10 protein-coding genes are annotated in these 13387 nt (G+C 61.4%); 5 read left to right on the forward strand and 5 right to left on the reverse strand.

Annotation, left to right across the window (positions count from 1 at the left end):
* Positions 1 to 2 precede the first annotated feature (2 nt).
* Entirely contained in the window at positions 3 to 1556 is a 1554-nt protein-coding gene (gene pdxR, locus PDR5_RS28580; protein WP_064600524.1) for a MocR-like pyridoxine biosynthesis transcription factor PdxR, read from the reverse strand.
* 92 nt (positions 1557 to 1648) lie between these two features.
* On the opposite strand from pdxR, the gene PDR5_RS28585 reads away from it, so the two are divergent.
* Genes PDR5_RS28585 through PDR5_RS28595 form a run of 3 tightly spaced genes read left to right on the forward strand, consistent with a single transcriptional unit; the run spans position 1649 to position 3413 of the window.
* Positions 1649 to 2272, forward strand: coding sequence for an FMN-binding negative transcriptional regulator (locus PDR5_RS28585; RefSeq protein ID WP_039765080.1), 624 nt, complete (start codon positions 1649 to 1651; stop codon positions 2270 to 2272).
* 10 nt (positions 2273 to 2282) lie between these two features.
* Positions 2283 to 2729, forward strand: coding sequence for a GNAT family N-acetyltransferase (locus PDR5_RS28590; RefSeq protein ID WP_064600530.1), 447 nt, complete (start codon positions 2283 to 2285; stop codon positions 2727 to 2729).
* Between the two features lie 12 nt (positions 2730 to 2741).
* Entirely contained in the window at positions 2742 to 3413 is a 672-nt protein-coding gene (locus PDR5_RS28595; protein ID WP_064600533.1) for a GNAT family N-acetyltransferase, read from the forward strand.
* A 30-nt stretch (positions 3414 to 3443) separates the two neighbouring features.
* Here the strand turns inward: PDR5_RS28595 and PDR5_RS28600 are convergent, their stop codons facing one another.
* A complete protein-coding gene (locus PDR5_RS28600) occupies positions 3444 to 3722 on the reverse strand; it encodes a helix-turn-helix domain-containing protein (RefSeq protein ID WP_064600535.1) in 279 nt (92 codons plus the stop codon).
* Positions 3719 to 5071 carry a HipA domain-containing protein gene (locus PDR5_RS28605; protein ID WP_064600537.1) on the reverse strand — a complete coding sequence of 451 codons (1353 nt, stop codon included), beginning with the start codon at positions 5069 to 5071 and terminating at the stop codon, positions 3719 to 3721. The genes PDR5_RS28600 and PDR5_RS28605 overlap by 4 nt, the downstream gene beginning before the upstream one ends.
* Positions 5072 to 5311: 240 nt before the next feature.
* On the opposite strand from PDR5_RS28605, the gene PDR5_RS28610 reads away from it, so the two are divergent.
* Both PDR5_RS28610 and PDR5_RS28615 read left to right on the forward strand, forming a co-directional pair.
* Positions 5312 to 8269 carry an autotransporter outer membrane beta-barrel domain-containing protein gene (locus tag PDR5_RS28610; RefSeq protein ID WP_064600539.1) on the forward strand — a complete coding sequence of 986 codons (2958 nt, stop codon included), beginning with the start codon at positions 5312 to 5314 and terminating at the stop codon, positions 8267 to 8269.
* A 53-nt stretch (positions 8270 to 8322) separates the two neighbouring features.
* On the forward strand, positions 8323 to 9936 hold the full coding sequence (locus PDR5_RS28615; protein ID WP_335720508.1) for an autotransporter outer membrane beta-barrel domain-containing protein: 1614 nt from the start codon (positions 8323 to 8325) through the stop codon (positions 9934 to 9936).
* A gap of 104 nt (positions 9937 to 10040) precedes the next feature.
* On the opposite strand, the gene oadA is transcribed toward PDR5_RS28615, so the two are convergent.
* Together oadA and PDR5_RS28625 are read right to left on the reverse strand one after the other, a co-directional pair.
* Complete coding sequence (gene oadA, locus PDR5_RS28620) at positions 10041 to 11849, reverse strand: sodium-extruding oxaloacetate decarboxylase subunit alpha (RefSeq protein ID WP_039765069.1); 1809 nt, start codon at positions 11847 to 11849, stop codon at positions 10041 to 10043.
* A gap of 11 nt (positions 11850 to 11860) precedes the next feature.
* Positions 11861 to 13276, reverse strand: coding sequence for an acetyl-CoA carboxylase biotin carboxylase subunit (locus PDR5_RS28625; RefSeq protein WP_007954255.1), 1416 nt, complete (start codon positions 13274 to 13276; stop codon positions 11861 to 11863).
* Positions 13277 to 13387: the final 111 nt, after the last annotated feature.

Genomic DNA, 13387 nt, shown 5'->3' on the forward strand with positions numbered 1-13387 from the left:
GCTCACACCCGCCAGGCCCGGCGCAAACGGCCCAGCGCCGAATCGATCGCCGGCTCCGGGACGGCGGCGAAACCCAGCACCAGACCGGCTCGCCGATCGAGCGGGGTCAGCGAGTCGGGCAGCCAGTAGTTACTCAATCCGCTGATCTCAACCTCTACGCTGCGCGCCAGTTCGATCAGCTGGCGCTCGCGCTCGACGCTCTCCACCGGCACCGTCAAATGCAGGCCGGCGGAGACCGCGGGCAGCGGGCCGACACCCTCGACCTCCTGCGGCCAGCCACTCATCAAGGTGTCGCGCCGGCTCAGGGCGGCTCGGCGCATCCTGCGGATATGCCGCTGAAAATGGCCGGCGGCCATGAACTCGGCCATCACCGCCTGAGTGCTGACTTCGGAATGCCGTACGTCTACCGCGCGACGTTGCGAGAAAGCCTCGACCAGGCCCGGCGGCAACACCAGATATCCCAGGCGCAAGGCCGGAAACGCCACTTTGCCGAAAGTCCCCACGTACAACACCCGTCCTTGCCGGTCGAGTGCAGCCAGAGGGGCCAATGGCGCACCGGTGTAGCGGTACTCACCATCGTAATCATCCTCGACGATCCAGCCCTGAGTGCGCTCGGCCCAGGCCAGCAGTTCGAGACGACGGGCCAGGCTCATCACCACCCCGGTCGGGTATTGATGAGACGGCGTGACATACGCCACCCGGCAGTCTTCGGCGGCGGCCAGGGCCGTGCAGTCGATGCCCTCCTGATCCACGGCGATGCCCTGCAACCGGCCACCGGCCAGCGCAAAGGCATGACCGGCTGCGCGGTAGCCGGGATTCTCGATACCCACCCCGGCGCCCGGCTCCACCAGCAACTGTGCACAAAGGCTGATTCCCTGTTGTGCGCCACTGGTGATCACAATTTGTTCAGCCGAGCACTGCATACCCCGCGAACTGCGCAAATAAGCGGCAATCAGACCGCGCAGGCGCGCATCGCCTGCCGGATCGCCATAACACAGCTGCTGCGAATCGGGTTTGCGCCAGAACGCCGCGTTCAGCTTGGCCCAGACGTCGAACGGGAACAGATCGAAGGCCGGAACACCGACCCGGAATGCTCGCGGCGGACCGCTTGGTGGCGTCGGTAAATGGTTCTGTTCAAGCCGCTGCAACGCACCGCTGTGGATAACTTTGCTGGATAAATCACCAGTGGAATCTAACGAAATTGTGGATAAGGCTGTGGGTAAGCCTGTTGAAAACCCTGTGGATATTTTTGTGGATAGTTTTTTCGCGGGCGCCAGCGATTGCGGTAATTGCGCCACGTAAGTGCCGTCCCCGACCCGCCCTTCGATAAAGCCTTCGGCATACAACTGATCGTAGGCACGCACCACGCTGTTGCGGGAAATCGCCAGTGCTGCCGCCAGATCACGGCTCGCCGGCAACCGCGTGCCGCTGGCCAGGCGCCCGTCGAGTACCCGCAGGCGCAAGGCCTGGTAGAGCTGACGGCTCAGGCCTTTGCGGCGGTCGAGTTCGATACCGGCAGGGTTGAACGGCAGCGACAGTGTGGTCGGATCGGGCATGACAATGGACCTATGAAATTGGTCATCAATGGCTCTTACAACAGACCAATAGCCTGCCTACGATGCAGGCATTCGCCAAGGAAATTTTCTCCATGTACACACCCCGCGCCTTTGCCATCGACGACCTGTCCCAACTGCACGAACTGATCCTCGCCACCCGCCTCGCCATTCTGGTGACCCACGGCGAACAAGGCTTGCAGGCCAGTCATGTGCCGGTGTTGCTGCATCGCGAACAAGGTCCGAACGGTACGCTGTACGGGCATCTGGCCAAGGCCAATCCGCAGTGGAAAGACCTGCGCGACGGCGCCGAGGCCCTGCTGATTTTCCCCGGTGCCGATGCCTACGTCAGCCCGGGCTTTTACCCGAGCAAGGCCGAGCACGGCAAAGTCGTGCCAACCTGGAACTACGTCGCCGTGCACGCCTACGGTCACGCCGAAACCTTCAGCGATGGCGGTCGGCTGCTGGATATCGTCAGCACCCTCACCAATCGCCATGAAGCGGGCCGCGCCCAGCCCTGGTCGGTCGACGATGCCCCGGCCGATTACATCGACGGCATGCTCAAGGCCATCGTCGGGTTCGCCATTCCGATCGATCGCCTCGAAGGCAAGCGCAAGCTCAGCCAGAACCGCAGCGCCGAAGATATCGCCGGCGTGCGCGAAGGCCTGGCCGCCAGCCCCGACATCAACGATCAAACCCTCGCTCACTTGATGCGTTAAGGAAATCACCATGAGTCAGATCGACATCCGTCCGGTCAGCGCCGCCGATCACGCCGCCTGGCTGCCGCTGTGGCAGGCCTACCTGCGCTTCTACAACACGGAATTGCCGGACGCCGTCAGCCAAAGCACCTGGCAGCGCTTTCTCGACCCGAACGAACCGACCCTCGCCGCCCTCGCCTGGGCTGACGGCAAAGCGGTGGGCATGGTGCATTTCATCTACCATCGTTCGAACTGGAGCATCGAAAACTCCTGCTACCTGCAAGACCTGCTGGTGGAGCCGCAAACCCGTGGCACCGGCGTCGGTCGCCTGTTGATCGAACACGTCTACGCCACGGCCAAGGCCGACGGTTGCTGCAAGGTGCACTGGCTGACCCACGAAACCAATGCCACGGCGATCCAGCTCTACGAGCGCATCGCCGAACGCCCGGGTTTCATCCAGTTTCGCAAAGCCATTTAAGGAGCCACGCGCATGACCATTTCTCTCGCTGACTGGAAAGGCGTGCCGCCGCCCTCGACCACCCTGATCGAAGGCCGCTTCATCCGTCTGGAAAAGCTCGACCCGGCGCGCCACGGCGACGACCTGTTCAATGCCCTGCAAGGCCCCGGCGCCGACCCGAAGCTCTGGGATTACTTGCCCTACGGCCCGTTTCCGGAACGCAGTGCCTTCAATGACTGGCTGAACAACCACGCCGCCCACAGCGACCCGTATTTCTTCAGCGTCATCGACCGCGCCAGCGGCCAGGTGCAAGGCATCCTCAGCCTGATGTCGATCGTCCCGGCTCAGGGCCGCATCGAAATCGGCCACGTCACCTTCGGCGCCCCGATGCAGCGCTCGCCGAAAAGCACCGAGGCGGTCTACCTGCTGGCCAGGGAATCCTTCGCCCTCGGCTACCGCCGCCTGGAATGGAAATGCAACAACGGCAACGCCCGCTCCAAATACGCGGCCGAGCGCCTGGGCTTCAGCTTCGAAGGCGTGTTCCGCCAACACATGGTGGTCAAGGGCCAGAACCGCGATACCGCGTGGTACTCGATTCTGGACTCGGAATGGCCGGCGATTGCGGCCGGGTTCGAACGTTGGTTGAGCGATGAGAATCAGACGGCGGATGGGCAGGTGAAGGGGTTGGTCGAGTGCCGCGCTTGAAACTCGATCGACACTAAGCGGGTTGCGGGTTCAGCTGTTGTTTCGCCGAACCCGTACCACGCCCATTTTCAGTCCAAACGGGCGGAACACGGCATTCAGCGATTTCAGTGTCTGATTACCCTCGCCGTGTTCGATGTGCACCAGCGTGCGTACCGAAATCTTGCACATCTTCGCGAACTGGGTCTGATGCAGCCCGGTCACCTCCACGCGCAAACGGCGAACGGCTTCACCGATTTCTACGGTTCCTTCAGCCAGCGCTTCTTGAATGCTTTCGATGAGCAAGGTGCGCTCGGCGACGGTCATGCTCATTTCAGATCCCATTCTTTCAATCGTTGCTCCAGGTTTTTCAGGTGGACGCCCGGATGATTCATTGTCCGGTCAGGCAAACCGCTGGCGCTCAAAATGTCCGGCAACTCGGCCAGGCACTGCGCGTCTTCACGCAGGCGCTCGAAAGATTCCGGCGCGTCGGACAACCCTGCCAATGGGTCATCCGGATCGGAAATATCCGCCAATGCGCGACAAACCCCTCGCCAATCGACATCTCCCGCCCTCTCCAGCTCTTTTGGCCATTTGGTGGTGCGGGTCACACCTTCGTCATCCATGACCATGGGGGCCAGATCATAAATGGGGGCCAAACGATACGAGCCCTCGTCACGAATGATTGCGGTATTGCGACCGTGGTTGTCCGAGTTGCCAAGAATCTTGTTGATCAAGTCCCGGCGTAAATAGTCCGCCACCAGCGCCGGAATCTGATCCGCTTGCCCCGCATTGCGCCAGAGCTCGGCGAGCATGCGAATGACATCCATATGGTTCATCGCGCTTCCCGGCGTCGTCACTTCGGCCAGCGAATAAATCGACTCCACGGCAAAACGCTCTACCCCACGGCTCGTCACCTGGCGATCAAAACGCTGCACCCACAAGCTGGGTTTGTTCGCTTCCTCTAACGCCAGACCTTCTGCCGCGACGGTTTCGATGCCCAGTGCCTGAAGCGCCTGGTAGTAGTGGAATTCGCTGCGCAGGATGTCTTGATCGGTTTGACCTCCCTTATTCCGGGCGAACTTCACAAACCAGTGCTGATGGACGTTTTCATCATCCAGCACGGCATCGGGATACAAAAGACCGGCGTGATCCTCTGCCAGAAGAATCTTGGGAGCCTCACCTCCGGCCCCTGTCGCCCCACCAATCGCAGCTCCCATTTCATAGGCATATTCAAGGAAGCGGTGGTCACGGCTGACGACCTCCTGACGCTGAAAACCGATGGGCTTGCGCTCATCGACAGCCTCGGCCGATTCTTTTATCCGCATGTTGCCGATCGGAGCTGGAGTGCAGCGACCAAGCAGATAAAGATCGGCACTGATGCCTGCAGGTTTCTCCTGCCCCAGACGTGCCAGAAGAAACCTTTTAGCGGCGCCTGCCGGCGCGATGTCATGCACGAATGCAGGGGTGATGGATCGCCGGCCTTCCCAATCAAGGGGGAACAGCGCACTCACGGCCTTGGAAAAAGGGGAGCCGATGACCTCGATGTTCTCGACCAGATACGCCGACTCGTAGCCAAAGCTGCAGCGGCTTTCGAAGCCTTTTTCGGGCGAGTCGAAACTCAACACCATCGCGTCGTGCCATTTGCCGGCGTTGAATATCTGCAATGTCAGATTGTGCATGCGGCTCTCATCTGCAATTAAATGCATTACTGCGGTCGTTTGGTGAACTTTAAATGCAATATAGTGCATTTCAGAAGATCGGGAGTCTCGTCAACATGCAGTAAAGTGCAGATGAAGGGTTAAAACCTCGAAAAAAACGCAAAATAATGCAGATGCCGCTGAGTTCGCCATGGACATCATTTTGTAAAAACCCTCCGCTATACAGGACGCCCCGCTTATAACAAAAAGGACGTTCTGCCCATGCCCTTCCCGCCCCAGCGCCTGTCGTTTGCCATTGCCCTGCTGATCGCCACCAGCGCCGCCCACGGCAAGACCGTGCAGATCGATACCGCCACGACGGCATCGCAGACATTGGGTGGCGGCGACACACTGACGATTTCGGCGCCGGGCAGCATCACCAACAGCGGCAAGGCAGTGAGCCTGAAGGACAAGACCAGCGGGGTCGGTGTAATCATCGATAACGCCGGCAAGATCATTTCCAGCGGTGGCCGGGCGATTGATAGCAGCGGCGATCTGACCCAGGCGCGCAACTACGCCATCCATAACCGCAGCGGCGGGCAGATTCTCGGTTCCAACGATGCGATTCGCATCGACAGCAACTTTGTCAGCGGCAGCCTGTTGATCGACAACAGTGGCACCATTCGCTCGACCACCGGCCAAGGCCTGGATCTGGATGCGTTGCGCAGCGACGGGGTAAAAACCACGATCATCAACCGCGCGGGCGGGCTGATTCGTGGCGACGCCAGCGACGGCATGAAGACCGGCGCCAATGCGACCATCAGCAACTACGGCGAGATCTCCACCGGTGACTCGCACAACGCCGACCAGAAATTCGACGGCATCGATATCGACACCGCGACCGGCGTCAGCGTGACCAACTACGGCGTGATTTCCGGCGGACGGCATGGCATTACCACTGACCTGGGAGCGACGCTGGTCAACTACGGGCAGATCACCGGGCGCAACGGCTCCGGTTTCGGCTCCGATGGCGACGGCACGTTGATCAACCACGGCACCATCACTGGCGCGTATTCCGGGTTGCAAGCCAATGGCGACGGCGACGGCGTGGACATCGACAACATCGCCCACATCGAAAACTACGGCACCATCCAGGGCGTCGGCGCCGGCGGTGTGGACAAGGGTGGTTTCGCCAATGGCAGTGAAGGCATTGCCCTGGGCGGCGGTTACATTCTCAACGCCAAGGATGCACTGATCAGCGGCGCCAACAGCGCCATTCTGGTAGATGACGGAAGCGGCGGTTCAGGGCTGGCGGCCACCACGCTGGAGAACTACGGCACTATCCAGGGCCTCAACGGCTTCGGCGTGAAATTCGTCGGAGAGTTCGCCGACAGCGTGATCAACGGCGGCACAATCAGCGGCAGCAACGGCCTGGCGCTGGACCTGGGTGGCGGCAATGACAGCCTGACCCTGCGCAGCGGCAGCCGCTTTGTCGGCGTGGTCGATGGCGGCAGCGGTTACGACCGGGTGGTGATGGACGACGCGGCGGGCGGCAGCTTCGGTGCCAGCCGCAACTTTGAATGGCTGGAAGTCAAACAAGGCGCCTGGACGCTCACCGGCAGCGGCGACTTCAGCGACGGCGGTGCCGTGCGCAACGGCGCCACTTTGGTCAACCAGGGTGGCATCGCCGGCAACCTGACCGTGGACGCCGGTGGTGTGTATGCGGGTGGTGGTTCGGTGGGCAACCTCAACGTCAATGGCACGTTGCGCACCGACACCCGCCTCGGCACCGCGACCATCGCGCACGACTTGAACATGGGCAGCGCATCCACCCTCGCCTACGGCGTCAACGCCGATGGCAGCAGCGCACCGGTTCAGGTTGGCGGCACGGCCAACCTCAACGGCGCGACGCTGGCGGTCAATCCCGGTAGCGGAACCTATCCGTGGCAGAGCCATTACACAGTGCTGCAGGCAGCGCGGGTCAACGGCAAGTTCGGCGCGATCACCAGCGACTACGCGTTCCTCACGCCGACCCTCGCCTACACACCAACGCAGGTCGACCTGACCTATACCCGCAATGACGTGGCCTTCAATGAATTCGCCGCCACCGGCAACGGCAGCAACGCCGCCAACAGCCTGGCCTCGATCGGCAAGAACAATGCGCTGTACAACGCCCTGCTCAACACCACTCAATCCAGCGCGGGCGCGGCCATCGAGCAACTGGCCGGCGCCAGCAACGCCAACCTCACCAGCGCCACCCTTGGCGCCAGCAGCCAGGTTGGCAGCAGCATGCTCTCGGCCATGCAGCAAATGGGTGGCAGTCCCGGCTTGATGGTCGGTCTTGATCAGCGTGATACGCCGATCCTCGCGGCTAACGGCGTTCCGTCCGAAGCGCGAAACCTTAATGACCCGAATGCCCGGGGCCGGCTCTGGCTGCAGGCCATCGGCGGCTACGGCAAGCTGGATGGCGAACACGGCAGCAGCGGTCTGGAACAGCGCACCAAGGGCAGCGTGCTCGGCGCCGACTGGGCGCTGAATCCACAATGGCGACTGGGCGTGCTCGGCGGCTATTCGAAGACCGACCTTGACGCCACCGGCGTCGACGGCAATGTCGAGAGCTGGCACGCCGGTGTTTATGCGCTGCATCAAAACGGCCCGCTGGCCCTGCGCCTGGGCGCGGCGTACAGCGGCCATCAGGGCGAAAGCAAGCGCACCATCGCATTCAATGGTTTCAGCGATCGCCCCAAAGGCGATTACGACGCCGACAGCCAGCAAGCCTTCGCCGAACTCGGCTACGCCATGGGCAGCGGCCGACTGAGCGCCGAACCGTTCGCCGCCCTCGGCTACCAGCGCTATCACCGCGACCGCTATCAGGAAAAGGGCGGCGCGGCGGCCTTGCAGGTCGACAGCCAGACTCAGGACAACTTCAGCAGCACCTTCGGCGTGCGCCTGGCGCACCTCAGCTCGCTGGACAATGGCATGAGCCTGACTCCACGGATAGCCGCTGGCTGGAAGCACACCTACGGCGATGTCAGCAGTTCGACCCGTCAGGCCTTCGTCGTGGGTGGCACGGCGTTCAACGTCGATGGCAGCTCGCTGGATCGTGACAGTCTGGTGCTCGAAGCAGGGCTGGATCTGGGCATTTCTTCGCGGCATACGCTGGGGGTTGGATACAGCGGCGAGATTGGCAGCAACAGCCGAAATCACGGGTTGATCGGGCAGTGGCAGATGAGTTTTTGAGATTTCGCCAATCCGGATTTCAGCGGGTGTTGTAGGTAAAAGCGTCTGGACGATTGGGTAATCATGGCGGGTTCACCTCCCGCCGGCGACCGGGCTACAAAAGCAGACGCTATCACCTGCATGTGGCTCGGAATTGCCCGGCATCGGAGGACCGGCGTCGACTTTTACAGTTTGACCTCATTTCACCTGAGGCGAACGGAATGCCCATTCAATGCAAATACAAGCTCCAACATCTTGTCCTGGCGGTTGCGCTGGCAGTCGGTTGCGTGGAATTTTCTCTGGCGGAGCAGTCGGAGCCCGACGTGCCGGTGGTGAAAGAGGTGAAACCCAAGAACCCGCGCAAACCTAAGGACAAACCTACTCCACTCAAGGTCGCTGAAGAAACAACGCGTGAGGAAAGGATCGCTCCACCCCTGGAAAAAATCCCCGTCAGCACCGAGATTCCCGTGGTACCCGCTCACCCAGCCGACGACATTCCATCCAAAACAGTCGCCACGACAGAGAGTGGCAGCGCGCTCGAAGAAAGCCTTGAAAAACCAGCGCCCTTAACGGAACCGGTTCTGGCCGAAACATCCGCAGCTCAACAAACCCAAGCGGTAGACCAGCCGCCGTCAACGGATTCCCCTCCACCTCCAGGCAATGCAGCCATTGCAGCCCTGCTCGCTGCCGACGAAACCACGGCCGCCCTCGCCTACTATCAACTGGCGGGCGGCAGCAATGCCAACCTCGCCAATGCAACCCTGAGCAGTGTCACGCCGGTCAGCGCCAGCCTGCTGTCAGCCATGCACCAACTCGACAATGCCCACGACTCACCGGGCAACTCACCACGCCATGCGGCCGGCAACGCAGACACCGGCAGGGTCTGGCTGCAAGCCCTTGGCCACAGCGGGAAACTCGATCGCGAATTTGAACCGATGCAACACTCCACCAAAGGACTGCTGCTCGGCGCGGACAGGCGCCTCGATGAAACATGGCACCTGGGCTTGATGGGCGGCACCTCCGACACGCGCATCGACAGCAAAGAACTGGACGGCGATCTCGACAGTTGGCACATCGGTGCCTACGCCTTGCGCCAGACTGGCCCGCTGTCACTTCGGTTAGGCGTAGCCTGGAGCCGTCATGAAGGCAATACCCGTCGCGAAGTCGCATTCGGCCGTTTCCATGACCGGCTAAAAGGCAACTACCAGGCCAGCACCCAGCAAGCGTTCATCGAATCGGGATACAACCTGGGTCGGGCCAACGTCAGCATCGAGCCATTTGTCGGCCTTGGCTACCAGCGTTACCACCGCGATGGCTACACCGAAAAAGGCGGGGATGCGGCGCTCAAGGTTCACGCTCAATCCCAAGGCAACTTCAACACCACCGTCGGCCTGCGCATGGCGAAAGTCAGCACGCTGGATAACGGCATGCGCCTCACTCCACGATTCAGCGCGGGATGGAAACACGTTTACGGCGAGACCTATACCAGCACCCGCCAACGCCTGGCCACGGAAACTGAAGACTTCACTGTTTACGGCGCCAAACTGGATCGCGACAGCTTGAAACTCGACACCGGGCTGGATCTTGCGGTCTCGAACAGTCACACATTGGGTGTCGCACTGTCCGGAGAAATCGGTACCGACAGCCGTAGCCATGGCATCTCAGGCCAATGGCGAATGGCGTTCTGAGTACAGACGGGATTGCTGCCGCACGTTGCGGCAGCGCCTTGAAAGCAAAAAAAGGGGAGCACATGCCCCCCCGAGGTTTAAAGCGTTGTATCGAGGCCGTTATCTCAGCCTTCGATCTCGATCAGGATTTCGCCGGGGTTCACCCGGTCCCCCTTGGCAACGTGAATGGCGGTGACCTTGCCGGCAATCGCAGCCTGGACTTCGGTTTCCATCTTCATCGCTTCGGTGATCAGTACGGCCTGGCCCGCCTTGACGGTGTCGCCTTCCTTGACCAGCACATCGACGATGTTGCCCGGCATGGTGGTGCTGACGTGGCCCGGCGCCGAAGCCTGCTTGCGCTTGCTGCTGCCGCCGCCGACGAATTCGTTGAGTGGTTCGAACACCACCTCTTCCGGCATGCCGTCGATGGACAGGTAGAAGTGACGCTTGCCTTCAGCCTTGACGCCGACACCGGTGATGTCCACGCGGTAGGTTTCGCCATGCACGTCGATGACGAACTCGGTCGGTACGCCTTCGCCGCCGGCCGAAGCCACCTTGCCCGCTTCCGGGATCGGCAGCAGCACTTCCGGGGTGAGGGTGCCGGCGGCACGCTCTTCGAGGAACTTGCGGCCGATGTCCGGGAACATGGCGAACGTCAGCACGTCTTCTTCGGACTTGGCCAGTGCGCCGATATCGGCACGCAGCTTGGCCATTTCCGGCTTGAGGAGGTCGGCCGGGCGTACGTCGATCACCTCTTCGCTGCCAATGGCCTGACGACGCAGCTTCTCGTTCACGGTGCCAGGCGCTTTGCCGTAACCGCCTTGCAGATAGAGTTTCACCTCGTTGGTGATGGTCTTGTAGCGCTCGCCGGCCAGCACGTTGAAGAACGCCTGGGTGCCGACGATCTGCGAAGTCGGGGTCACCAGCGGCGGGAAGCCGAGGTCTTCACGTACTCGCGGAATCTCCGCCAGCACTTCGCCCATGCGGTTCAGAGCGCCCTGCTCTTTCAGCTGGTTGGCCAGGTTGGAAATCATCCCGCCCGGAACCTGGTTGACTTGAACACGGGTGTCGACGGCGGTGAATTCGCTTTCGAACTGGTGGTACTTCTTGCGCACCGCGTAGAAGTACAGGCCGATTTCCTGCAACAGTTCCAGGTTCAGACCGGTATCGAACTCGGTGCCTTTGAGCGCAGCGACCATCGATTCTGTGCCAGGGTGACTGGTGCCGGAAGCGAAGCTGGAGATCGCGGTGTCGATGTGGTCGGCACCGTTTTCGATCGCCTTGAGCTGGCACATCGCTGCCAGGCCAGCGGTGTCGTGGGAGTGGATGAACACCGGCAGCGACTGTTCGGCTTTCAGTGCACGTACCAGTTCACCGGTCGCGTACGGAGTCAGCAGACCGGCCATGTCCTTGATCGCCACCGAGTCGCAACCCATGGCTTCCATTTGCTTGGCCTGGGCGACGAACGCGTCGATGGTGTGCACCGGGCTGGTGGTGTAGGCGATGGTGCCCTGGGCATGTTTGCCGGCAGCCTTCACCGCTTCGATCGCCACGCGCAGGTTACGCACGTCGTTCATTGCGTCGAAGATACGGAAGACGTCAATGCCGTTGACCGCGGCCTTGGCGACGAACGCCTTGACCACGTCATCGCTGTAATGGCGATAGCCCAGCAGGTTCTGGCCGCGCAGGAGCATTTGCAGGCGGGTGTTGGGCAACGCAGCGCGCAGTTGGCGCAGACGCTCCCACGGGTCTTCTTTCAGGAAACGTACGCAGGCGTCGAAGGTTGCGCCGCCCCAGCATTCCAGTGACCAGTAGCCGACTTTGTCGAGCTTGTCGCAGATCGGCAGCATGTCTTCGGTGCGCATGCGGGTGGCGAGCAGCGATTGGTGAGCGTCGCGCAGGATGGTATCGGTGACAAAGATCTTCTTGCTCATTCTTGTATTCCTCACAGGCCTGCGTGGGCGGCGATGGCGGCGGCGATGGCCAGGGCCAGCTCTTCGGGTTTGCGCTTGATCGAGTAGTTGGTCAGTTCCGGATGGCTTTCGACGAAGCTGGTATTGAACTGGCCGCTACGGAATTCCGGGTTGCGCAGGATTTCCTGGTAGTACGCGGCGGTGGTCTTCACGCCTTGCAGACGCATGTCGTCGAGCGCGCGCAGACCACGGTCCATCGCCTCTTCCCAGGTCAGCGCCCAGACCACCAGTTTCAGGCACATCGAGTCGTAGAACGGCGGAATGGTGTAGCCGGTGTAAATCGCCGTGTCGGTACGCACGCCAGGGCCGCCGGGGGCGTAGTAGCGTGTGATCTTGCCGAAGCTAGGCAGGAAGTTGTTTTTCGGGTCTTCGGCGTTGATCCGGAATTGCAGGGCAAAACCGCGATGCTGAATGTCTTCCTGCTTCACCGACAGCGGCAGGCCGGAGGCAATGCGGATCTGTTCGCGGACGATGTCGATCCCGGTGATTTCTTCGGTGATGGTGTGTTCCACCTGCACCCGGGTGTTCATCTCCATGAAGTACACCTCGCCCTCGGCGAGCAGGAACTCCACGGTGCCGGCGTTCTCGTACCCGACAGCCTTGGCCGCGCGCACCGACAGGTCGCCGATGTAGGCGCGCTGTTCCGGGGTCAGTTGCGGACTCGGGGCGATTTCGATCAGCTTCTGGTTGCGACGCTGGATCGAGCAGTCACGCTCGAACAGATGCACGACGTTGCCGAAGCTGTCGCCGAGGATCTGCGCTTCGATGTGTTTCGGATTGACGATGCATTTTTCCAGGAACACTTCCGCCGAACCGAAAGCCTTGGTGGCTTCGGAAATGACCCGGGGGAAATTCTGTTCGAGTTCTTCGCGACTGTTGCAGCGACGGATACCGCGACCGCCACCACCGGAAGTTGCCTTGAGCATCACCGGGTAACCGATGCGGTCGCCCTCGCTCAACGCTTCCTCGATGCCCGAGACGTTGCCTTCGGTGCCCGGCGTGACCGGTACGCCGGCCTTGATCATGCTGCGGCGTGCTTCGGTCTTGTCACCCATGCGGCGAATGACTTCCGCCGACGGGCCGATGAATTTGATCCCGCGTTCGGCGCAGATGTCTGCCAGCTCGGCGTTTTCCGAGAGGAAACCGTAGCCGGGGTGCAGTGCATCGCAACCGGTTTCCACGGCCAGGTTCACCAGCTTGCGCGGGTTCAGGTAACCGGCCAGCGGCTCGGCACCAATGCTGTGGGCCTCGTCCGCACGCTTCACATGCAAGGCATGCCGGTCGGCGTCGGAATAGATCGCGACCGAACGGATGCCCATCTCGGCGCAGGCACGCACGATTCGTACGGCAATCTCACCACGGTTGGCGATCAGGATCTTTGTTATCACTTGGAGGTTCCCTTGAGCCGGTGGCACCACGACCTGCTAGACCCAGGTCGGCACGTGACCAAATGTTTCAATCTGGTCTCGGCCCCACACTAGCGCTGACAAGGGATTAAC

Origin of the sequence: Pseudomonas sp. DR 5-09, assembly GCF_001655595.1 — a bacterium.
In the GTDB taxonomy this organism is placed as follows: domain Bacteria; phylum Pseudomonadota; class Gammaproteobacteria; order Pseudomonadales; family Pseudomonadaceae; genus Aquipseudomonas; species Aquipseudomonas pharyngis.